The 22658-nt window shown below is 61.4% G+C and carries 19 protein-coding genes; 11 read left to right on the forward strand and 8 right to left on the reverse strand.

The genetic code is table 11. The features are described from left to right. Nucleotides 1-101: 101 nt before the first annotated feature. The 4 genes from Q8R10_RS02540 to Q8R10_RS02555 form a co-directional block, all read right to left on the reverse strand. Nucleotides 102-710 carry a DUF4136 domain-containing protein gene (locus tag Q8R10_RS02540; protein ID WP_305650708.1) on the reverse strand — a complete coding sequence of 203 codons (609 nt, stop codon included), beginning with the start codon at nucleotides 708-710 and terminating at the stop codon, nucleotides 102-104. Then, complete coding sequence (locus Q8R10_RS02545) at nucleotides 710-1489, reverse strand: methyltransferase (RefSeq protein WP_305650710.1); 780 nt, start codon at nucleotides 1487-1489, stop codon at nucleotides 710-712. Before Q8R10_RS02545 ends, Q8R10_RS02540 begins: the two co-directional genes overlap by 1 nt. Further along, nucleotides 1486-1791 (reverse strand): nucleotide pyrophosphohydrolase, encoded by a 306-nt coding sequence (locus Q8R10_RS02550; RefSeq protein WP_305650712.1) that lies wholly within the window; start codon nucleotides 1789-1791, stop codon nucleotides 1486-1488. The genes Q8R10_RS02545 and Q8R10_RS02550 overlap by 4 nt, the downstream gene beginning before the upstream one ends. An 84-nt stretch (nucleotides 1792-1875) precedes the next feature. Next, entirely contained in the window at nucleotides 1876-2730 is an 855-nt protein-coding gene (locus tag Q8R10_RS02555; RefSeq protein WP_305650714.1) for a MaoC family dehydratase, read from the reverse strand. Nucleotides 2731-2909: 179 nt separating this feature from the next. Here Q8R10_RS02555 and Q8R10_RS02560 point away from each other — a divergent pair, with 179 nt between their 5' ends. Further along, a complete protein-coding gene (locus Q8R10_RS02560; protein WP_305650716.1) occupies nucleotides 2910-3914 on the forward strand; it encodes an AraC family transcriptional regulator in 1005 nt (334 codons plus the stop codon). 233 nt (nucleotides 3915-4147) lie between these two features. Here Q8R10_RS02560 and Q8R10_RS02565 read toward each other — a convergent pair whose 3' ends face one another. Continuing rightward, complete coding sequence (locus Q8R10_RS02565) at nucleotides 4148-5503, reverse strand: 3-oxoacyl-ACP reductase (protein WP_305650718.1); 1356 nt, start codon at nucleotides 5501-5503, stop codon at nucleotides 4148-4150. Nucleotides 5504-5671: 168 nt separating this feature from the next. Between Q8R10_RS02565 and Q8R10_RS02570 the strand changes: the two genes are divergently transcribed. The 8 genes from Q8R10_RS02570 (at nucleotide 5672) to Q8R10_RS02605 (ending at nucleotide 14557) form a co-directional block, all read left to right on the forward strand. Then, nucleotides 5672-6958 (forward strand): acetyl-CoA C-acetyltransferase, encoded by a 1287-nt coding sequence (locus Q8R10_RS02570; protein WP_305650720.1) that lies wholly within the window; start codon nucleotides 5672-5674, stop codon nucleotides 6956-6958. A 424-nt stretch (nucleotides 6959-7382) separates the two neighbouring features. Continuing rightward, on the forward strand, nucleotides 7383-8270 hold the full coding sequence (locus Q8R10_RS02575; RefSeq protein ID WP_305650721.1) for a PA4780 family RIO1-like protein kinase: 888 nt from the start codon (nucleotides 7383-7385) through the stop codon (nucleotides 8268-8270). Between the two features lie 385 nt (nucleotides 8271-8655). Continuing rightward, on the forward strand, nucleotides 8656-9447 hold the full coding sequence (locus Q8R10_RS02580; RefSeq protein WP_305650723.1) for an ABC transporter substrate-binding protein: 792 nt from the start codon (nucleotides 8656-8658) through the stop codon (nucleotides 9445-9447). Between the two features lie 50 nt (nucleotides 9448-9497). After that, nucleotides 9498-10211, forward strand: a complete 714-nt coding sequence (locus tag Q8R10_RS02585; RefSeq protein WP_305650725.1) for an ABC transporter permease — start codon at nucleotides 9498-9500, stop codon at nucleotides 10209-10211. 18 nt (nucleotides 10212-10229) lie between these two features. After that, nucleotides 10230-10973 carry an ABC transporter permease gene (locus Q8R10_RS02590; protein WP_305650727.1) on the forward strand — a complete coding sequence of 248 codons (744 nt, stop codon included), beginning with the start codon at nucleotides 10230-10232 and terminating at the stop codon, nucleotides 10971-10973. Beyond that, on the forward strand, nucleotides 10970-11752 hold the full coding sequence (locus tag Q8R10_RS02595; protein ID WP_305650729.1) for an ATP-binding cassette domain-containing protein: 783 nt from the start codon (nucleotides 10970-10972) through the stop codon (nucleotides 11750-11752). Before Q8R10_RS02590 ends, Q8R10_RS02595 begins: the two co-directional genes overlap by 4 nt. A gap of 205 nt (nucleotides 11753-11957) precedes the next feature. Then, nucleotides 11958-13409, forward strand: coding sequence for a hypothetical protein (locus Q8R10_RS02600; protein WP_305650731.1), 1452 nt, complete (start codon nucleotides 11958-11960; stop codon nucleotides 13407-13409). 194 nt (nucleotides 13410-13603) lie between these two features. Further along, nucleotides 13604-14557 (forward strand): LysR family transcriptional regulator, encoded by a 954-nt coding sequence (locus Q8R10_RS02605; RefSeq protein ID WP_305650733.1) that lies wholly within the window; start codon nucleotides 13604-13606, stop codon nucleotides 14555-14557. A 39-nt stretch (nucleotides 14558-14596) separates the two neighbouring features. Here Q8R10_RS02605 and cueR read toward each other — a convergent pair whose 3' ends face one another. The 3 genes from cueR to Q8R10_RS02620 all read right to left on the reverse strand — a co-directional run bounded on the left by cueR (nucleotide 14597) and on the right by Q8R10_RS02620 (nucleotide 17931). Continuing rightward, nucleotides 14597-15034, reverse strand: a complete 438-nt coding sequence (cueR, locus tag Q8R10_RS02610) for a Cu(I)-responsive transcriptional regulator (RefSeq protein WP_305650735.1) — start codon at nucleotides 15032-15034, stop codon at nucleotides 14597-14599. Nucleotides 15035-15107: 73 nt separating this feature from the next. Further along, entirely contained in the window at nucleotides 15108-17498 is a 2391-nt protein-coding gene (locus Q8R10_RS02615; RefSeq protein ID WP_305650737.1) for a heavy metal translocating P-type ATPase, read from the reverse strand. A gap of 61 nt (nucleotides 17499-17559) precedes the next feature. Beyond that, nucleotides 17560-17931, reverse strand: a complete 372-nt coding sequence (locus Q8R10_RS02620; protein WP_305650739.1) for a hypothetical protein — start codon at nucleotides 17929-17931, stop codon at nucleotides 17560-17562. Between the two features lie 298 nt (nucleotides 17932-18229). Here Q8R10_RS02620 and Q8R10_RS02625 point away from each other — a divergent pair, with 298 nt between their 5' ends. Both Q8R10_RS02625 and Q8R10_RS02630 read left to right on the forward strand, forming a co-directional pair. Then, nucleotides 18230-19402: an efflux RND transporter periplasmic adaptor subunit gene (locus tag Q8R10_RS02625; protein ID WP_305650741.1), complete on the forward strand. Its 1173-nt coding sequence runs from the start codon at nucleotides 18230-18232 to the stop codon at nucleotides 19400-19402. A 12-nt stretch (nucleotides 19403-19414) separates the two neighbouring features. Beyond that, a complete protein-coding gene (locus Q8R10_RS02630) occupies nucleotides 19415-22570 on the forward strand; it encodes an efflux RND transporter permease subunit (protein ID WP_305650743.1) in 3156 nt (1051 codons plus the stop codon). The last annotated feature ends 88 nt before the right edge of the window (nucleotides 22571-22658 follow it).

The following is a 22658-nucleotide window of genomic DNA, read 5'->3' on the forward strand; positions in this document are numbered from 1 at the left end:
GCGTTGTGTAGATGCGACGAGGCCGTCTAACGCCAAGGCACGTAGGATGGGGTGAGTGTAACGATACCCATCGCGCAAGCCTGCGTCGCTTGCATGGCCGCTTAATTGGGCGGGTAGCTGCTCAGTGCCTGTTGAATGGTTTTGCGCAGCAGCTTACTGCGTTCAGCTTGGTCGTCGACGCTGATGTTCTCCGCGCTGTTACTCCAGATAGTCTGGCCGCTGGCGGCTTCGGTCAGCTGCAGAGTAACGATCAGCATGTTTTGGGTGTAGGTGCGCCGCAGGGGCACGCTGCCGCCCATGCCGTAACTGTTGCCGTAGGGGCTGTTGCCATAGTAGATGTCACCACGGTCGTAGTCCTGTACCTGGCGACGCTCCATGCGCACGCTGCCGCTCACCAGCAGGTCGGCTTTGGCGCCGCCTTGGGCCGGGCGCAGGCCTTGCTGGTCGAGGCTGCTGGTGAGCATCTCGGCGATTTGTGCCGAGTCCGCCCAGCCAGCACCGCTGGGTAATTGCCCGGCCTGCCAGGCCCAGCTGTGGTAACGACCGTAATCGCGAGCGGCGGCCGGGTAACCACTGCGGTCGAAGGTTTGCGCGGCGGCGGCTGGCGCCGGCGGCATCGGCAGCGATTGGGCGCTGTACGGGTTTTGGCTCTGCCCTTGGCAGGCGGCCAGCGTCAGGCTGCCCAGCAGTAGCGCCATCGATCTGTTCATTAGCCCTCCAATGCGCGCGGCCGGCACAGCCAATGCAGGTAGCGACCCAGGCCGGCAAAGCTCGGGTGACGGCGGTAGGCCAACTCCATCTCGATCAGTTGCGCCAGGTTATTGCTGGCAGCTTTGACTTGAAAGTCGTGGGGCATGTAGTCGTGAAAGACCCGCACGCCACTGTGTGTTTCGACTGTCCAGAGGCCGCTAAGTTGCTCGGCCAATTCGCGCGGGTCGAGGGGTTGTTGCGGGGTCAGACTTTGTTTTTCACCGGCAAAACTCTGCTCGCGCAATTTGCGGAAATGGCCCTTGAGCAGGTTGCGGTAAATCAGCGCGTCCTTGTTGTAAAAGGCCAGGGACAACCAGCCATCGCTGGCGGTGAGCTGGTGCAGCAGCGGCAGAATGCTCTGGGGTTCGGCCAGCCATTCGAGCACCGCGTGGCAGAGCACCAGGTCAAAGGGCTCGCTCAGTTGCGCGCTGAGTTCCTGCCAGGAGGCCTGGATAAAGGTGGCGCTTTGTCCGGCGCCGGCAAAGCGCTCGCGGGCCCCGGCGAGCATCGGCGCGGCGGGCTCGCTGAAGGTGACCTGATGGCCCTGTTCGGCCAGCCACAACGACATATGGCCCAGACCGCCGCCAATATCCAATACCCGCAGCGGGCGCTGGGGTAGCACTTCAAGCAAGTCGGCCTGCAGCACCGCGAGGCGAATCGCGCCCTTGGCGCCGCCGTAGATCTTCTCGGCGAAACGGGTCGCCAGTTGGTCGAAATGCCGGTCGTCTGGCGTGCTCATACCGCGAACCTGCGCTCGTTATCCGCCAGCTTGGCAGCGAGCGCCTGTTCCATATCGATGCCCAGTTCGCTGCACAGCAACGTCAGGTACATCAGGATGTCGGCCACTTCCTGGCCGGCGTGCTCGCGCTGGGCGGCGGACAGTTCACGCGCTTCGGCGGGCTCCAGCCACTGGAAAATTTCCACCAGTTCGGCCATCTCCACACTGGCGGCCATGGCCAGGTTTTTCGGGTTGTGAAAACGCTGCCAACCGTTCTGGTCGCGGATTGCGTGCAGGCGCTGGGTTAATTCGCTGAGATTCATGCGGCACTCCTTGGTGTCGCATAGCTTCAAGCCTTGATCGTCGCGCTGCAAGTTTTCGCGTACGGGTGCAACTCGCGCGGGTTACTAATTGAGCGGCTGCCATTGGCCACTCATATGCACGCCGCCATCGGCGCCCTGCAAGCTCAGCTGGCCATTGGGGGCCTGCGCGCTGGCCAGCAAGCTGACGGCGCCGGGTAGCAACAGTGGTTTTTGAAAGCGCACGGCCAGTTCATAACCGCTAATAGGCAGGTGTTTGGCCAGCTCCTCCGTGGCGCGGGCCTTGTGCCACAGGCCGTGGGCGATGGCGCGGGGGAAGCCAAACAGCTTGGCCGTGGCCGCGTATAGGTGGATCGGGTTGTAGTCACCGGCCACCCGTGCGTAACGCCGGCCCGTATCGGCGGGGGCGCTCCAGGTCGCCAGTTCCTTAAGGGGCAGCGGCGCCGCAGTTGGCTGGTGCGCGGCGACGCCCGGCAGCTGTAAGCCACGGCAGAGCATGCGGCTTTCGCCTTCCCAGAGCAGCCCGAGCTGGTCTTCCAGGCGGGTGATCAGGCTGAACACCGCGCCTTTACTGTGGGGCTGCAACTGGCCCAGGTGCACGCTGACGCTGAACGGCCCCAGACCGCCGAGCGGGCGCAGCACGCGGATGCGGTTTTCCACATGCACCAGGCCCAGTAGGGGCAGTGGAAAGGCCGGGTCGGTGAGCAATTGCATCTGCAGCGGGAAGGCCAAAATATGCGGGTAGGCCGCCGGCAGATAGGCGCTGTCGGCCAGCCCGCAAACCTGGCGATAGCGAGCCAAGTGCTTGGGGTCGACGCTGAGCTCACAGCGCAGGCCCAGGTCGGGCAGTTGCTTGCCACGAATTCCACGGCGCAGGGCTGCGCGCAGAAACAAACCGGGTAAGGCGGGTGGGCTGGCAAGGTCGCGCCATTGGCTGGGCATAGATAAGTTCCTGGGGAAATGTCGCTTGCAGCTTAGCGACTTGCACTGCTGCGGCATTGGCCGTGGGGCTGGGACGATTGGCAAGCCAGTCAATCTGCCGGCAAAGCCAATCGGACCTTGAGCCGTGGCCTTATGCTGCATAAGATGGCCGCGCCTTAGCCAAAACAAGAATTTTTAGCATGCGTGATCTGACCGATGATGTGGCGCTGATGCGTCTAGCGTTCGACGCACTGCGCGCCAGTGGCGCCAATCCCGACCGGGTGCTCAAACGCCTCGGCCTGGCCGATGGCGTATTGCCCAGCGGGCGTTACCCGCACATGGCGCAGGTACTGTTTTGGAAAGCCGCCGCAGAGGAATGTGGCGAGGAACATGTGGGGCTGCACCTGGCCCAGCACCTGCCGGCGTTCCACGGCCTGCTGCTGGAATATATGTTTCTCTCCAGCGAAACCTTCGGCGATGGCCTGCGCCATGCCCTGCGCTACGTGCGCCTGTTGTCCGACGGCCTGAGCGCCAAGCTGGAGGTCGACGGCGAGGTGGCGACCTTGGTGCTGGGGATGAGTGCGCAGGTGCCCCGGCATTTCCCGGAGATGCTCGCCGGTGCGGTGATCCGCATGTTCAGCGCGCTGACCGAAGGCGATTTTATCCCCCAGCAGGTGCAGTTTATGCACGCCCAGGCGGCGCCCACTGAGCGCTATCAACAGGCCTATGGTTGCCCGGTGGCCTTTGAGCAGTCGCGCTACAGCTTGATCTTCGCCGCCAGCGTGCTGCAAAAAGCCTCCCGGCATGCCGCGCCGGAGTTGTTGCAGATGCACGAGTCGATGGCCCGCCGCCAGCTCGCCGAAGTCGAACGGCTGGATCTGGTGCGTAAAGTCCGTGATCTGATCGCCGAGTTGCTGGTCGACAGCGGCGCCACGCTCGAACAAGTGGCGGCGCGCCTGAATATGCCGGCACGGCGCCTGCGCGAGCGGCTGGCGGTGGCCGGCGTGCGCTTCAACGACCTGATTACCGACTACCGCTGCCGCCTGGCCAAAGACCTGCTGCTCAACACCGACGAGCGCATCGAAGTGATAGTCGAACGCACCGGTTTCTCCGAGCCGAGCACCTTCTACCGCGCCTTCAAACGCTGGGTCGGCGAAACCCCGGTGGAGTTCCGCCGCCGTGGGCGGTTACCTAAGGCGCAATGACGCCGAAGGGTAGGGCGGGTGCAACTCGCCGGACTCTGTTGGGCTGAACATAGAAGCGGGTTTCACCCGCCCTACATGATTGTCGAATCGGTGTCGTTCTCTGGCTGGCTTCGCGGCTAAAGCCCCTCCTACAACAGCCCAGCCGCCGCGATTTAACCGGCAACCACTCAACCCGTGGGAGGGGCTTCAGCCGCGATAGGCCCTTGCCGGCAACGCAACTATCGAGACTGGCATTACGCCCCCAACAAACTCTGCCCGCAAACCCGCAGCACCTGGCCGGTGACCGTACCTGAGGTCGGTTGGGCGAACCAGGCCACGGCTTCGGCGACGTCTTGAGGTTGGCCGCCTTGGCTCATGGAGTTCATCCGCCGGCCGGCTTCGCGAATGCCGAAGGGAATGGCGGCGGTCATCTGGGTTTCGATAAAACCCGGCGCCACCGCATTCAGGCTGATGCCGCGCTTGGCCAGCGCCGGTGCCCAGGCGGCGGCCAGGCCGATCAGTCCGGCCTTGCTCACCGCGTAGTTGGTTTGGCCCATATTGCCGGCGATCCCGCTGATGGAGGCCAGCAGCACCACGCGGCCGTTGTCGCGCAGTTTGCCGGCGTCCAGCAGGGCTTGGGTCAGCACTTGCGGGGCGCGCAGGTTGACGTTGATCACCGAGTCCCAGAGCGAATCACTCATGTTCTTCAGGGTTTTATCGCGGGTGATGCCGGCGTTATGTACCACGATATCGACGCCATCGGGCAGGGCTTCAACTAACTGCGCGGCGGCATCCGGGGCGCAGATATCCAGCGCCACGCCTTGCCCGCCGAGGCGGGCGGCCAGGGCATTGAGGGCGTCCTTGGCTTGCGGCACGTCCAGCAGCACCACCTTGGCGCCGTCGCGGGCCAGCACTTCGGCAATCGCCGCGCCTATGCCGCGGCTGGCGCCGGTGATCAAGGCGGTCTGGCCGGCCAGTGGCCGGGTCCAGTCTTTCACTTCTACGGCGCAGGGCGTCAGGCGCAGCACTTGGCCGGAGACGTAGGCGCTTTTCGGCGACAGAAAGAAGCGCAACGCGCCTTCCAGTTGTTGCTCGGCGCCCTTGCCGACATACAGCAGCTGCACGCTACCGCCGCGACGGATTTCCTTGCCCAGAGAGCGGCTGAAACCTTCCAGGGAGCGCTGCACGCTAGCGGCGACCGGGTCTTTCAGCGACTCCGGTGGGCGCGCCAGAATCACCACCCGTGGACACTTGCCCAGGCCTTTAAAGGCCGGCTGGAAGAAGTTACGCAGCTCAATCAGTTGTTCAAAGCTGGTCAGCGCGCTGGCGTCGAAGATCAGCGCCTTGAGCTTGGGGCCGTGCTCGGCGGTCCAGCGTGGCAGGCCAAAGGCGCCCTCGACGGTGCTGAAGTTGTCGCTGGTGAGTTTGTTCAGGCAGCTGCTGGCGGCAGTCGCCAAGGGGCCTTCACCGCCCAGCAACAAGGCGCCATCTACCGGCTTGGCGCGACCGGCTTGCCAGCGCTCCAGACGCAGCGGCGCCGGCAGACCGAGGGCGCCGACCAGGCGGCGGCCAAAGTTGGAGTTGGCGAAGGCGAGATAACGGTCGGACATGCTCGGGCACTCAAGGTGAATGTAGGAAAGTGGCGCCACTCTACGCAGCTAGCCGCACTGCGCAATTGACCGCGCTGACCACCAAGTCGGCGAGCCGGCCAATGCCCGAGCGGCCAAGCCAGCTAGTCTGCTCGGCAGTTAACCAACGATATTCTGCAGGAGTTAGTCATGACCCAGCTGCGTCGGGTCGCCATTGTTGGCGGCAACCGTATTCCTTTCGCCCGTTCCAATACGGTGTATGCCACGGCCAGCAACCAGGAGATGCTCACCAGTGCGCTGGATGGCTTGGTCGAGCGCTTTAATTTGCATGGCGAGCGGATCGGCGATTTCGTCGCCGGCGCGGTGCTCAAGCATTCCCGCGATTTCAACCTGGCCCGCGAGTGTGTGTTGGGCTCGCGTTTGGCGCCAGAAACCACCGCCTATGACCTGCAGCAAGCCTGCGGCACCGGGCTGGAGGCGGCGATTCTGGTGGCCAATAAGATCGCCCTCGGGCAGATCGATTGCGGCATCGCCGGCGGGGTGGACACCACCTCGGACGCGCCGATTGGTGTGCATGAGGAGCTGCGGCATATTCTGCTGGAAGCCAATCGCGGCAAGACCACCGGCGACAAAATCAAAACCATGCTGAAGATTCGCCCACGGCATTTGGCCCCGTCGATCCCGCGCAATGGCGAGCCACGCACCGGCCTGTCGATGGGCGAATCCTGCGAGTTGATGGCGCAGCGCTGGGCCATCCCCCGCGATGAGCAAGACCAGTTGGCGGTACTCAGTCACCAGAAATTGGCCGCCTCCTATGCCGAGGGCTGGCACGACGATTTGATCACGCCGTTCCGGGGTCTGACTCGCGATCAGAATCTGCGTGGGGAAATCAGCCTGGAGAAACTCGCCAGCATCAAACCCTGCTTCGAACGTGGCCCCCATGGCACCCTGACCGCCGCCAACTCGACGCCGCTGACCGACGGCGCCTCGGTGGTGTTGCTGGCCAGCGAGGAGTGGGCCAAGGCTCGTGGCTTGCCGATTCTGGCCTACTTCAAGGACGGCGAAGCGGCGGCGGTGGACTTCGTCAAAGGCGCCGAAGGCCTGCTGATGGCGCCGGTCTACGCGGTGCCGCGATTGCTGGCGCGCAACAACCTGACGCTGCAGGATTTTGATTTTTACGAGATTCACGAAGCCTTCGCCGCGCAAGTGCTGTGCACGCTCAAGGCCTGGGAAGACCCCGATTACTGCCAGAGTCGCCTGGGCTTGGCGCAGCCGCTGGGCGCCATCGAGCGCAGCAAACTCAATGTCAAGGGCAGCTCGCTGGCCGCCGGACACCCCTTTGGCGCCACCGGCGGACGCCTGGTGGCGAACCTCGCCAAGTTGATTTCTGTGGCCGGCAAAGGCCGTGGTTTGATCTCGGTGTGCGCCGCTGGCGGTCAAGGTGTGACGGCAATCATCGAATCGGCATCCAACTGAGGTAATCGCCAGCGGTCTTGCTGCGGGCGCTCACAAGTTACATCGCAATTCCGTGATTTTAAGGTGGCCCACTTTGCTGGTGCCGCCTTTTTTTTGCCTGGGATTTGCTGTGGCTGGCGCTTTTTGGGCGCGGCGGCGCAATGTCGATACTTTTGGCCTGCCAGTAACGCTCATAATCAAGCCTGCGCTGGCGCCCGCAAGTGCGCCCCGACGGCCCGCTTTGCCTTTGGGCTTGCCAAGGGCAGTGACGCTGGCACAATGGCGAGCTTAATAGGCTGTATGAAAACTGCTGCGCGCGGTTATGCGGCGTTTCACCCAGCCTGTAAAGCACCTCGCCTAAGGGCGTCGAGCGAAGAGTTAGGCAGCAGCTATGGCTGATCTGCATCGCCACATTTCAGTTGCACAGGAGCCCCGGTAAAGCCCGATGAAGACGCCAAAACGCATTGAACCCTTGATCGAAGATGGTCTGGTTGATGAGGTGATTCGCCCACTAATGAGTGGCAAAGAAGCGGCTGTATATGTGGTGCGCTGTGGTGAGGAGCTGCGCTGCGCAAAGGTTTACAAAGAAGCTAACAAACGTGGTTTTCGTCAGGCGGCCGAGTATCAAGAAGGCCGCAAGGTGCGCAACAGCCGTGACGCCCGGGCCATGGCCAGTGGCTCCAAGCACGGCCGTAAAGGACAGGAAGAAGCTTGGCAAAATGCCGAAGTGGCGGCCCTGTTTCGCCTCGCCAGTGCCGGCGTACGGGTGCCCAAGCCCTATGACTTCCTCGAAGGCGTGCTGCTGATGGAGCTGGTCACCACCGAAAATGGTGAAGTGGCGCCACGCCTGAATGATGTCGATCTGCACCCGGACGATGCGCGTGAGTTTCACGCCTTTATGATCGAAGAGATCGTCAAGATGCTTTGCGCGGGTCTGGTGCATGGCGACTTGTCGGAATTCAACGTGCTGCTCGGCCCCGAAGGCCCGGTGATTATCGACCTGCCGCAAGCGGTGGATGCGGCGGCGAATAACCACGCCTTCAGCATGCTCGAGCGCGATGTGCGCAATATGGCCGAGTATTTCGGTCAGTTCGCCCCGGAGCTGAAATTCACCAAATACGCCAAAGAAATGTGGGCGCTGTTTGAGGAAGGCAAGCTCACCCCGAGCAGCAAGCTGACCGGCGAGTTTGCCGAGGAAGAAGACGCCGCCGACATCGACGCGGTTATGCGTGAAATCAAGGCCGCCCTGGCCGATGAAGCGCGGCGTATCGCGGTATTGAATGCCGACGACGCGCCCAACGACGAGCCGCCACCGCCGCCTTGGATGCAGTAACCCCCGCCTCAGCATCGCAGTAAATACGTGGTGCCTGGGATCAGCCCAGGCACCACTCAGCAAGCCTTTATCCTTATCCTGAACTCATCGCCTCCGGTCAGCTTTGATCGCGCCAAACACAGTTTTTGTGGCCTTTGCAGCGTCGCAAAACTGCACCATTGTGTCCCCTCAAACCCTTGCCTAAGCGCCGCCTCGGTGCATGTCTGAGGCGGGATTTTCTGTGTTCTTACGCATAGCGCTCAGCTATGTATTGGATAACAAATATACATTTGATAAATGCAAAGCCGTGGCGGATTCTAATTCCGCAACCGCGCCACGGCCCGTATTTATGCGGGGTGGTACGCCTGGTTCCTTCAGTGCGAAACCTGATCCAGAGGAAAATAATATGAATAAGACTCTACGTTCCTTGCTCCTGTCCGCCATGGTCGCCGCCCTGCCGGCTGCTGCGGTCATGGCGAATGAAACGCCCACCTTGCGCATCGCCACGGAAGGGGCGTACCCACCGTTCAACTACTTCACTGCGGACGGCCAGCTGGCCGGTTTTGATATTGAGATTGGCCGCGCCTTGTGCGCAAAAATGCAGGCCAAGTGCTCCTTCGTCGCCCAGGACTGGGACGGCATCATCCCGGCCTTGTTGGCGAACAAGTACGACGTCATCATCGCCTCGATGTTCATCACCGCAGAACGCCGGCAGAAGGTCGATTTCACCGACCCCTACCAGAAATCGGCAATGACCTTCGTGGTGCCGAAAGACTCCACACTTACGGATTTCTCGCCCGCCGCCATGGCCGGCAAAACCATCGGCGCGCAAGGCTCCACCACCCAGGCCGATTATCTGACCGCGGCCTTTCCCGACTCCGACGTGCGCCTGTATCCCACCCAGGATGCAGTGAACCTGGACCTGGTGTCCGGGCGCCTGGATGCCCAGGTGGGCGACATGATTCCGATGCTCGACTGGACCCAGAAATCCGACGACGGCAGCTGCTGCAAACTGGCCGGCGAGCCAATCAGCGATCCGAAATATGTCGGTGAGGGCGTCGGCATGGCCCTGCGCCAGGACGATGACCAGCTGCGCGAATCCCTCAATGTGGCCCTGGCCGCCCTGATTGCCGACGGCACCTACAAAGCCATCAACGACAAGTTCTTCTCGGTCAACTTGCTGACCCTGCAGAAGTAAGGTCGCGCCGCTTGGGCGGCGTGCGTTCTTGATCGTTAAGAGGATGTCCTATGGAGTGGCTCAACTACCTGAGCTTCAGTGATGGCGGGTGGGGCGATGAGTTGCTGAGTGGCCTGGGGGTCACGCTGTCGCTCGCCGTGGCGACCTTGCCGGTGGGTTTGCTGCTGGGCCTGTTGGTGGCTGCGGTAACCATTTTCGGCCGGCCCGTGCCGCGTGCGCTGGCGGTGACTTTCACCACCACCATTCGCGGTCTGCCGGAACTGCTGACGCTATTCATCATTTATCACGGCGTCGGGCTGGGGCTTAACAGCCTGTTGAAGTGGTACAGCCCGCAGTCCGGTTATTTTGAATTGAGCCCGTTTCTGGCCGGCGTACTGGCGCTGGGCATGGTCTTCGGTGGCTATGCCAGTGAAGTGCTGCGCGGCGCCTGGCAGGCGCTCGATCAGGGTCAACTGGAGGCCGCCCAGGCGTTGGGCGTACGGCGCTTCACCATCTTCCGGCTGATCGAGTTGCCGCAGATGTTGCGCCTGGCACTGCCGGGGCTGGGCAACCTGTGGATCAACTTGTTGAAGGATACCGCGTTGGTCTCGGTGATTGCCCTGAATGACTTGATGCGCATGGCCAATGTGGCGGTGGGCACGACCAAGAAGCCATTCGTGTTTTTCCTGACCGTATGCCTGATTTACTGGGCGATTTGCATCCTGTTCGAGTGCTGCCTGGCGCGCATGGAAAAACGGGCCAACCGCGGCTTGCGCGCGGCATAACGGCAGAGGGTAAGCAGCATGTTTGAAATTCTAACCCGCTACGCCAGCCAGTTTCAGGCGGGCGCCAGCATGACTCTGCAGATCACGCTGATTTCGGTGTTGATCGCCTGTTCGCTGTCGTTGCCGTTGGCCATTCTGCGTCGTAGCGAGCACCGCTGGGTGCGTTGGCCGATTCGTCTGTATGTGTCGTTCTTTCGCGGTACGCCGTTACTGGCGCAGTTGTTCCTGGTGTATTACGGCTCCGGGGAGTTCCGTGCCGAGCTGAATGAGCTCGGCCTCTGGTGGTTTTTCCGCGACCCCTACTACTGCGCGTTGTTGACCTTCGTTTTGAACTCCACGGCCTATCAGTTGGAGATTCTCCGTGGCGGCTTGAAGGCGGTGCCTTTTGGCCAGATCGAGGCGGGCGTGGCGTTAGGGCTGAGCAAGTTTCAGCAATATAAAAAAATCATCTTGCCGAATGCCTACCGCATTGCCTTCCCGGCCCTAGGCAACGAAATCATTTTGTTGTTGAAAGGCAGCGCGGTGGTCAGCGTGATTACCGTGCTGGATGTGATGGGGCAAACCCGGCGGATATTTTCCCAGACCTTCGATTTGTCGGTGTACTTCTGGGCGGCGGTTATATATCTGGCCATGACCACGGTATTTGTTTTGCTCTGGCGCCGGCTGGAGAAGTGTTTGACCCGGCATATGCGTTGTCGAGTTGCCGAACCACGTAAAGACTTACCACTCGCTGCGCGGGTATCAACAGGGGTTTCATCATGAACGCAGTTAACAATAACCATGCAGCGTTGCAAGTTGAGGATTTGCATAAGTCCTTTGATGGTGTCGAAGTGCTCAAGGGCGTTTCACTAACGGCGCAAAAGCATGATGTGATCAGCATTATCGGCTCCAGCGGCTCGGGCAAAAGCACCTTGTTACGCTGCATGAACCTGCTGGAGTTTCCCGACAGCGGCAAGTTGCGCGTGCATGGTGAGGAGTTGGACCTGGCGCCGAACTTGCGCGGCGGCCGCTCGCGACGCTTTCAGCGGCAAATCGAGCGGGTGCGTTCGCGTCTGGCCATGGTCTTTCAGTCGTTCAATCTGTGGCCGCATATGACGGTGTTGGAAAACGTGATGATGGGCCCCTGCATCGTCCTCAAACGCCCCAAGGACGAGGTCGAGGCCCAGGCCAAGACCCTGCTGGCGCGGGTCGGCATGCTGGAAAAATGTCATGCGTACCCGGAGTGCCTGTCCGGCGGGCAGAAGCAGCGGGTCGCCATTGCCCGCGCCCTGGCCATGGACCCGGAAGTGATGCTGTTCGATGAGCCGACCTCGGCCCTGGACCCGGAGCTGGTCAACGAGGTGCTGCTGGTGATTCGCGAACTGGCCGAGGAAGGCCGGACCATGATCATGGTCACCCATGAAATGCGCTTTGCCCGCGAAGTGTCGTCCAAGGTGGTGTATTTGCACCAGGGACGGATCGAAGAGCAGGGCAGCCCTGAACAATTATTCAATGCACCGCAATCAACACATTTGCGTCGCTTATTGGCCACACAACACTAATTAGTTAAACAACTATTTAGGCACTGCCCAGGTTATGGATTGCAGGTGTGAGTGGGCTTTTGTAGGAGCGGATTTATCCGCGATGCCGTTTGCCTTGAAAGCATCGCGGCTGAAGCCGCTCCTACAGTGGAACGCTTGCACCGCAACAGTTAGCGGATAGATAGCCAAAATTTAATACTGCCCTTGCATAAGTGAGTAATCAATTATGAGTCAAGTCGTCTCGTTGCACCCCTGGAAAAGAAAACAGCATTTGCAAAGTGCCAATAATCAATTGCTGATCGATGGGGTTAATGCCACCGAATTGCTGGAGCGCTATGGCTCGCCGTTGTATGTCTACTCGCAAACCAAGTTGCGCGAGAATGCCCTGGATATACTCGGCAACTTCCGCCGCGAACATGCCAATACCCGTGTGTGCTTTGCCAGCAAGGCTTGCGCCAATCTGGCGGTGCTCAAGGTGTTCAAGGACTGCGGTCTGTCGATTGAGGTCAACTCCGGCGGCGAGTTCTTCAAGGCGCGGGCCGCCGGTTATGCCCCGGCGGACATGGTGTTCAACGGCGTGGCCAAACAGGTCGGCGAACTGCGCGAAGTGATAGGCGCCGGGATCAAGGCGATCAACGTCGACTCGCTGTCGGAGCTTTCGCGCATCCTCGCCGTGGCCAGTGAGTTGCAGCAGCAAGCGCGGGTGACTCTGCGGATCATTCCGGAAATCCAGGGCGGCGCGGCGGCCGGCTGGCAGACCGGCACCTCGACCTCCAAGTTCGGCATGACCAGCCTTGAACAGGCCGAAGCCATAGCCCTGATAGTGCAGCATCCGGCGGCGCTGAAGATGGTCGGCATCCACGCCCACATTGGCACCCAGGTGAACGACATCGCCGTGTACGAGGCGGAGGCGGACTTTCTGATCGGCTATTTCAAGCAGGTGGCCGAGATGCTGCCGTACCCGCTGGAGCATGTGAATCTGGGCGGCGGTTTTCCGAAAAACTACAGCAGTGCGCCGGATAACTTCGACAAGGTCGCTGCTCACTATTGCGAGAACTATCGCACCAGCATCGACTTCGCCCTGCTGTCCAAACACCTGATCAAACCGATTGGTTTGGCGCTTGGCGAGCAGATCGAAATCATCGTCGAGCCGGGCCGCAGTATGGTCAGCGACACGGCCATTCTGCTCACCCGTATCGAGGCCGAGAAGCAGCGTCAGCAGCGCCCGGTGTATTACCTGGATGCCGGCTACAGCGTGCTGTTCGATATCTATAACGGCTGGTATTTCCACATGCTCAACGCCTCGCGCGCCGATGATGTGCTGACCAAACAATGCCGCATGGTCGGACCGCTGTGCGACAGCAGCGACACCTATTACGACATCGAGGGCGAAGGCGCGCTGAACTCCCTGCTGAATGCCGAGCCGGCGTTGTTGGCGCACCGCGGCTTGCTGGAAGAGGTGTTGGTCAACCAGCCGAACATGCGCGAACTGCCGGCCGATACCACCATCGGCGATGTGATTGCTTTGCTCGATGTGGGTGCCTACGCCCTGGAAAACATGACCGAGTACTGCGGTCGCCAGGCCGCCGCCGCAGTGCTGGTGGACTTGCAACAAGGCAGTCGGCTGATCCGTCGGCGTGCCGAGTACCAGGACCTGCTGGCGTATGACGTCGATTGAGGTTGTTCCGCGTCTGCTGCAGGTTGCCGAGCTGGGTAGGATGGGTTGAGCCTGCGATACCCATCAGGCATTCGCGCGGATCAACCCGGTGATGGGTATCGCTGCGCTCCACGCCATCCTACGGCGTGCGAGCGCGCCAGTGCTATGTTGTGCCCGGAGCGCAGGCCATGACGGCGTGCCTGGGAGAAAATTGTATGTTGTCGCCGCGTGAGCGCTTGTTGCGCAATCTGGACTGGAACCTGCTGTACACCTTTCTGGTGATTGTCGAGGAAAGCAGTATCACCGGTGCGGCGCGCAAACTGGCGCTGAGCCAGCCGAGTGTCAGTAATGCCCTCAAGCGCCTGGAGGGGCATCTGGGCATGCGTCTGATCAATCGCAAGAAAGGCATGTTTTCCCTCACCGAGCAGGGCTTGCGGGTCTACGAATACGTGTCGTCGGCCGGCAGCATCATCGACAATATGGCCGAGCAGTTTGCCGGCGAAGCCGACGCGGTGCTGGGCGAGCTGAACATGCAGGTCGCCAGTCATGTCAGTTGTCAGTCGTTCGATGACAGTCTGGCGCAGTTCCATCGCCTGTACCCCAATGTGCTGATCAGCCTGAATGCCCAGCCCAGCGCCGATATCGTCAATGCAGTGGCCCAGGGGCAGTTGCACATCGGCATCAGCAACAAGAAAACCGCCCAGACCGGCCTGCATTTCGATTTGCTCGGCTATGAACAGATGGCTTTCTACTGTGGGCCTCGGCATCCCCTGTTCGGGCGCAGCGAGCTGACGGCCGCAGATTTGCGCGGCCTGGCCTATGTATCCTTTGAAAGCGACCAACCGGGGGAGGGGCTGAGCGCAGTCAGCTCGGTGCGTGCCGAGCAGCAGTTCTGGGGTCGCCTGGTGGCGGTGTCCTCGAACGAGGAGGAGGTGCGCCGCCTGATTCTGGCGGGCCTCGGCTTCGGTGCCCTGACGGTCGAGGGAGCCAAGCCCTTCGTCAAGCAGAACATCCTCTTTCAGCTGCCGCCCTATGAAAACCTGCCAGTCAACGAGGTGTATCTGGTGACCCCGGAAAACCTGCTGCTCAGCGATGTCGAGCGGCTATTTATCGGGATGCTCAGGGCGGCTGCGGTGGCCGCCGTGCGGGAGAAATACTTCAGCCCATAAGGCCTGCGCTTGAGCGGACGAATTGGCGCTGATCAGCACTCAAACCATTGGCTTAACACTGCTGGCGGCGCGATGGCCATCAGCGCAGCAACCGGACGCCAGTTCTTGCAGGATTGGGCAGTCCGGTTGCGCGTCGCCCTGACAGCTGTGTACCAGCTCTTGCAGGCTGTCGCGCAGGCCGATCAGTTCGACGATCTTCTGATTCAGCTCGCTAATATGCTCGCTGGCCAAGGCTTTTACGTCGCTGCTGGCGCGTTGGCCGTCTTGCCATAACGCCAGTAGTTTGCCGACTTCCTCCAGGGTAAAACCCAGCAGTCGGGCTCTTTTGATAAAACTCAGTTGCTGCAACTCTTGTGGGCTGTAGTGCCGATAACCATTGGCGCTGCGCCCGGCAGCGTGCAGTAAGCCAATCGATTCGTAGTAGCGGATCATCTTCGCCGAAAGGCCGCTGGCCTTGGCGGCTGCACCGATATTCATCAGCTTCCCCCTTAAAAGAATTTTAAAACTTTGTTCAAATTCGTAGCGAGTGCAGTAGAGGTTGGACGAACGGTTATGGCTTCCAGCGTTTTAACAGCAGTGCATTACTGACCACGCAGACGCTCGAGAGTGCCATGGCCGCGCCAGCCAGTACCGGATTGAGCAGGCCGAAGGCGGCCAGCGGCAGGCCGATCAGGTTATAGACGAAGGCCCAGAACAGGTTCTGGCGGATTTTATGGTAAGTCCGCCGGCAGATGGCCAGCGCCGCCGGCGCCAGCCGTGGATCACCGCGCAGCAAGGTAATGCCCGCGGCGTGCATGGCCACGTCGGTGCCACCGCCCATGGCGATACCGATGTCGGCGGCGGCCAGTGCCGGGGCGTCGTTGATGCCGTCGCCGATCATTGCCACCCGGCCGTGCTGCTCGCGGGCGCTTTGTTTGAGGGCGTGGATACGCGCGAGCTTGTCCGCCGGCAATACGTTGGCTTGGCGATCATCGATCTGCAGCGCATCGGCCACCGCATTGACGCTGCCCAGATTGTCGCCGCTGAGCAGGTGGCACTGGATGCCGAGCTGCTGCAGTTGCGCGATGGCGGCGCCGGCGCCGGGCTTCAGGCTGTCGCCAAACGCCAGCAGGCCGAGCACTCGCGGTTGCGGCGCCAGCTCCAGCAGCCAGGCCAGACTGCGACCCTCCGCTTCCCAAGCCGCGGCGCTGGCGGCGAGTGCGCCGGGCGTCAGCGCGTGCTCGTTGAGCAAACGTTGATTGCCCAGGGCCAGTTGCCGTTGCTGCAACTTGGCTTGGGTGCCTTTACCCGGCAGCGCCTGGCTGTCGGTGATGGCGCTGAGGCTTAGCGTGCGGGCCTGGCAGGCGGCTAATACGGCGTGCGCCAGCGGGTGTTCGCTGCCTTGTTGCAGGCTGCCGGCCAGTTGCAGCAGCCTGTCCTCGTCGCCGTCGAGAGCCTGCAGGTGCACGACCTGTGGCTGGCCCGAGGTCAGGGTGCCGGTTTTGTCGAACACCACATGGCGGACCTTGTGGGCGATTTCCAGTGCTTCGGCGTCCTTGATCAAAATGCCGTGGCGGGCGCCGACGCCGGTGCCGACCATGATCGCCGTCGGGGTGGCGAGGCCAAGGGCGCAAGGGCAGGCGATCACCAGCACCGACACGGCATTCAGCAGCGCCACCTCAAGACCAGCACCTTGCAGCAGCCAGCCGAGCAAGGTCAGCAGGGCGATGCCGAGCACCACTGGGACAAACACCTGGCTGACGCGGTCGACCAGCTTTTGCAGCGGCGCCTTACCGGCTTGGGCGTTCTCCATCAGCTGGATAATTTGCGCCAGTTGGGTTTCGCCACCCAGCGCGCCGATGCGGATCAGCAGGCGTCCTTCGCCGTTGATGGCGCCAGTACTGACGGCGTCGCCGGGGTGCTTGGCCACCGGCAGGCTTTCGCCGCTGAGTAAGGCTTCATCGGCATGGCTTGCGCCTTCCAGCACTGTGCCATCGACCGCAAAGCGCTCGCCGGGCTTGACCACGATCAGCTCATTGAGTTGCAGGGCGCTGATCGCCACTTGCTCTTCATGGCCGTCGCGTTGGCGAGTGGCAAACTCCGGGCGCAAGGCTTCGAGGGCGCGCAGGGCGCTGCTGGTCTGGCGTTTGGCGCGGCTTTCGAGGTATTTGCCCAGCAGCACCAAGGCAATCACCACCGCCGAGGCTTCAAAGTAAAGATGGGGCATGCCGCCGGCGGGCGTGATCCACCACAGGTACAGGCTCAGGCCATAACCGGCGCTGGTGCCCAGCGCCACCAACACATCCATATTGGCCCCGCCTGCGCGCAGGGCGCGGTAAGCGGCCCGGTAAAAACGTGCGCCGAGGATAAATTGCACCGGGCTGGCCAGGGCAAACTGCAGCCAGGCCGGCAGCATCCAGTGCACGCCCAAAGGCTCCAGCAGCATCGGCAGCAGTAAGGGCAGCGCCAGGGCGATGGCCAGCAGCAGGCGCCAGCGTTCGTGCTGCAAGGCTTGCGGGTCGGCGGCGATTGGCGGCTCGTTGGCCGCAATTAGCGCGGCCGAATAACCAGCGGCTTCGACTGCCGCGAGCAACTCGGCGCTGCTGACGTCGCTGATTAGCTGCAGGTGCGCCCGTTCGCTGGCCAGATTGACCGCCACGCTCGCGACGCCGGCCACTTTAGTCAGTGCGCGCTCGACGCGACCGGCGCAGCTGGCGCAGGTCATGCCGCTGATGTGCAGCTCCAGGCTGTGGTTGGGGACGCTGTAGCCGGCGCTGCTGATGGCGCTGATCAAGGCGCTGGCTTCGACGCCGCGGCCTTGTACCAGCACGCGCTCGGCCAGCAGGTTGACGCTGGCGCTGAGCACTCCGGGAACTTGCGTCAGGGCCCGTTCGATGCGGCCGGCGCAACTGGCGCAGGTCATGCCGCTGATGGGGAGGTCGATTTGCTCGGCGCTGGTCATGGCTAACTCCTAGAGGACTAGCGCACAGCATCAACCTTGACCTCGCGGTAAGGTCAAGCCCCTATGGTGCGCTGGGGATGGCGACTAAATAGAGGCCGTTACCACCGAGGGCAATGCGGTATTTGCGGATTTCGCCCGCTTTCAGCTCGATGTGTTCGCCGCGAATTTGTTCGAAGGCCGGAATGCAGCCGGTGCCGCCCAGCATGCCCATGCGGATCGACAGCGGGCCAGCGGGCAGGTTGAACGAGGCCGACTGGCCCTGATACAGCCGCGACACCAGGTGGTTTTGCAGGTAAATACCAATGTCGCAGGGGGTCGCCACCTCGAGGCGCTCGCGGGAAATAATCAGCACGCCGTAGTTCATCAATGGTTCGCTGTTGGCGTGCCAGGGTGCGGCGAGCAGAGCCAGTAACAGCAGACGTAAGCTAGGCATGGATGACCTCGCGGTAAATAAGCGGTTAGCAGGCCGTTGAAAAACTACTGCGCTAGCCGTCGCTCGCTACATTTTTCAACGGCCTGTTAGGCGCTGAGCTTGGCTGCTGTTACGCGGGCCGGCAAGTGCTGGCGCGGTCGATTAGCTGGGGGTTGTTGACGACGTAAAACTGGCGCCGCGGCACGCTTGGGCGCAGCGGGCAATATCAGCTTAAACAAAGACGGTTCCAAAGCACTGTCCAGCCCAGTAGCATTCGGCCCATTAGTGCTTTAATTAGCTGAATTTAGCTGTCACGGAGATGACTTTTATGCGTGTGAACCCTCTCCCCTTTGCGCTCAGGGCCGTCGCCCTAGGATTGCTGCTCAGCGCTACCGTCCAGGCCGCCGAACCCGGCGCGGGCACGCCGCCACCACCGGCCGTCAGCGTGGAGTTGGTTAAAGTCGCCACTCAGCCCTTGGTGCTGGAATACCCGGCACTGACCGCCGGCTACCGGCAGGTGCAGGTGCGCGCGCAGGTCAATGGTATTTTGCGCGAGCGCAGTTATGTCGAAGGCAGCAAGGTCAAGCAAGGCCAGGTGCTGTTTGTCATCGACCAGAAACCCTATGAGGCGGCCCTGGCTCGAGCCAAAGGTGCGCAAGCCCAGGCGCAAGCGCGGTTATGGCAAACCGAGCGGGAAATGAAGCGGATTCGCGAGTTGCAAAAACGCGGTTTTGCCAGTGAGAAAGAACTGGATGACGCCACCTCCAACTTCGAGCAGAGCAAGGCCAATATCGAGTCGGCCAAGGCCGATGTGCAGTCACGGCAGATCGATCTCGACTACACCACGGTGGAAGCGCCTATTAGCGGCGCCAGCAGCCAGGAAACCGTCTCCGAGGGCAGCTTGATGGTGGCCGGCGATCCGAATGCCAGCTTGCTGACCAGCATCACCCAGCTCGATCCCTTGTATGTGAACTTCTCTTACCCCGACTCCGACGCCGAGCGTTTTCGCCGCGAGCTGCAGGCCGGCAGCGTGGCGTTGCCCGACGGCAATAAACTGACCGCCGAGCTGAAAATGGGCGATGGTTCGCTGTATCCGATCAAGGGCACGGTGGACTTTATCGACAGCCTGATTAACGCCGGCACCGGCAGCGTCAGTGCGCGGGTGGTGATTCCCAATCCGGACTTGAAGCTGTTTCCCGGCCAGTTTGTGCGGGTGTTGATTGAAGGCTTGAGCATCCCCAACGCCATCTCGGTGCCGCAACGGGCCATCTCGCAAACCGCCGGCGGCACCTCGGTATTTGTGCTTGATGAGCAGAACGTCGCCCAGGTGCGGCCGGTGGTGCTCGGTTCAACCGTCGGCGATCGTTGGATTATCAACTCCGGTCTCAAGGCCGGCGAGCGGGTGATTATCGAGGGTTTGCCCAAGGTCCGCCCGGGCATGCCCGTGAGCGTTAGTGCTGCAGCGGCGGCCCCCGCTGCCGCTAAGCCATAAGGAGCCTTGCCTGTGATTTCGCGCTTCTTTATTGACCGGCCGATCTTCGCCACGGTCATCTCGGTGGTTATTACCCTGGCCGGCCTGGTCGCGATCAAGCAGTTACCGGTCGCCCAGTTCCCGGAAATTCTGCCGCCGCAAGTCTCGGTTACCACCAGCTATCCGGGTGCCAGCGCCCAGGTGATTGCGGAGACCGTAGCGGCACCGCTGGAGCAAAAAATCAACGGCGTGCCGGGGATGATTTACCAGCTGTCGAACTCCTTTAGCAGCGGCGCCATGAGCCTGCAGGTCTACTTCGAGGTGGGCACTGACCCGGATCAGGCCACCATCGACGTTAACAACCGCGTGCAGCAAGCGCTGGCGCAGTTGCCCGAGCAGGTCAGCCGGCAGGGCGTGGTGGTGAAGAAAAAATCCTCCAGCATCCTGCAAGTGGTGACGCTGTATTCACCGGACAATTCGCTGACCCCGACCTATATCAGCAACTACGGTCTGATCAACGTCATTGATGAGTTGGCGCGGCTACCTGGCGTCGGTGATGTCAGCCAGTTCGGGGCGAAAAACTACTCGATGCGGGTGTGGCTCAAACCGGACAAGTTGGCCCAGTACAACCTGACGCCAACTGACGTGGCGGACGCCATCAAGAAGCAGAACTCGCAGTTTGCCGCCGGCTCTTTTGGCCAGGAGCCGATGGCTACGCGGCAAGATTTCACCTACACGGTGACCACCGAGGGACGTTTCTCCGAGCCTGAGCAGTTTGAAAATATCATCCTGCGTACCGATGCCACCGGTGCCAGCCTGTTGCTCAAGGATGTCGCGCGGATTGAGTTGGGCGCCCAAGATTACGGCATGGTCACCGCGATGAATGGCCAGCAAAACGCCGCCTTCGGTGTCTACCTGGCGCCGGGTGCCAACGCGCTGGACACCGCCAAGGCGGTGAAGGACACCATGGAGCGTTTATCCAAGCGCTTCCCGCCGGGGATTACCTACAGCGTGCCCTATGACACCACGGTGTTTGTCAATGTATCGATCGAGGAAGTGCTGCATACCTTTGTCGAGGCGTTGTTGTTGGTGGTGCTGGTGGTCTTTGTGTTCCTGCAAAACTGGCGTGCCACGCTGATTCCGCTGTTGGCGATTCCGGTGGCGCTGGTGGGTACTTTCGCCGGCATGTATGCGCTGGGGTTTTCGATCAACTTACTGACCTTGTTCGGTTTGGTGCTGGCCATCGGCATCGTGGTGGACGATGCCATTGTGGTGATCGAGAACGTCGAACGGGTGATGCGCGAGGAGAAACTGCCGCCCCGCGAGGCCACCATCAAGGCCATGGAAGAAGTCACCGGGCCGATCATCGCGGTGGTGTTGGTGCTCTGTGCGGTGTTTATTCCGGTTGGCTTCCTCGGTGGTCTGGCGGGGCAGATGTACAAACAGTTCGCCATCACCATCGCCATTTCGGTGGCGATCTCCGGCGTGGTGGCCTTGACCCTGTCGCCGGCGCTCTGCGCGATTCTGCTCAAGGCCGATCACGCGGACCATGAGCCGATTGCGCCGTTCCGCTGGTTTAACCGCTTCTTCGCGCGAATCACCGAAGGCTATGGCGCCGGGGTGAGCTTTTTCCTCAAGCGCTCGTTGCTGGGGGTGGTGATGTTCGGCGGCATGCTGGCGCTCATTGTGCTGTTGTTCGGTAAGGTGCCCAGCTCCTTGGTGCCCGATGAAGATCAGGGCTATGTGCTGAATGCCTACTTCCTGCCACCGGCGGCATCGCTGTCACGCACCAGTACCCTGACCGCCGATTTCGACCAGAAACTGCTTAAGCACCCCGCAGTGGCGAACGTGGTGACCTTTGCCGGTTACGATATTCTCACCTCTGGTAATCGCAGCGATGCCGGTGTGTCTTTCGTGACCCTCAAAGACTGGAAGGAGCGCGAGACGCCAGAGCTGAATGCGATGAACCTGACCCGCACCTTTATGGGCATGGGCCAGGCAGAGAAAGACGGGCTGGTGCTGTCGTTTAACCCGCCGGCGATTACCGGCATGAGCACCACCGGTGGTTTTGAGGGCTATATCCAGGACCGCAGCGGCGCTACCGCCCAGCAATTGGCGGCCAAAGCGGCCGAGTTTGTGGCCGCCGCCAAGTTGCGCCCGGAGTTGGTCGGGGTGCGCACCACCTTCGATGTTAGCGTGCCGCAGTATCACGTGGAACTCGACCGCACCAAGGCCCAGGCCCAGGGCGTGCCGATTGCCGATGTGTTTACCGCCATGCAGTCGACCTTTGGTAATTACTACGTCAACGACTTCAATAAATACGGCCGCACCTGGCAGGTGACCTTGCAGTCGGAGTCGGAGTTTCGCAGCAAGCCGGAAGACTTGGGCAAGGTCTTCGTGCGCTCGGTTTCCGGCCATCTGGTGCCCTTGTCGGCACTGATTACGCAAAACCGGGTGCTGGGCCCGAACGTGTTTACCCACTTCAATATCTACTCCTCGGCCAAGGTCATCGGCGGGCCGGCTCCGGGCTTCAGCTCCGGGCAGGCGCTTGAGGCCATGGAGGCGGTGGCGCGGGAAGTGCTCGGCAGTGATTACCAGTTGGGCTGGGTCGGCTCGGCTTACCAAGAGCAAGCGGCGTCGGGCTCCAGCAGTACGGCGTTTATCTTCGGCTTGATTATGGTGTTCCTGATTCTGGCCGCGCAGTACGAGCGCTGGAGCTTGCCGTTGGCGGTAGTCACCGCAGTGCCTTTTGGCGTGTTTGGCGCGGTGCTGGCGGTCTGGCTGGTGGGCCTGAGTAATGACGTGTACTTCCAGGTTGGCCTGTTGGTGTTGATCGGGCTGGCGGCGAAGAACGCCATTTTGATCATCGAGTTTGCCGTGCAGTCACGGGCCGAAGGCATGCCGTTGCTGGAGGCGGCGCTGCACGCGGCGAAGATGCGTTTCCGGCCGATCATCATGACCTCCCTGGCCTTTATCCTCGGCTGCTTGCCGCTGGTGCTGAGCACGGGCGCCGGTAGTAACAGCCGGCATTCGATCGGTACCGGGGTGATTGGCGGCATGTTGGCGGCCACGGTGCTGGCGATCTTCTTTATTCCGATGTTTTACGTGTTGGTGGAGAAGTTTTCCGCGCTACTGAGCCGTAAAAAACCTCAGACGCCCGCCGCCACCGAACCCTTGCACGGCGAATAACCGCCACCAAACAACGCCGCCCAGCACACGCTTGGCGGCGTTGTCGTTTCTGCTGGGTAATCTTTCAATCTTGGCCGTGAGTGTGACG

Source organism: Pseudomonas sp. (genome assembly GCF_030698175.1).
Classification (GTDB): Bacteria; Pseudomonadota; Gammaproteobacteria; order Pseudomonadales; family Pseudomonadaceae; genus Aquipseudomonas.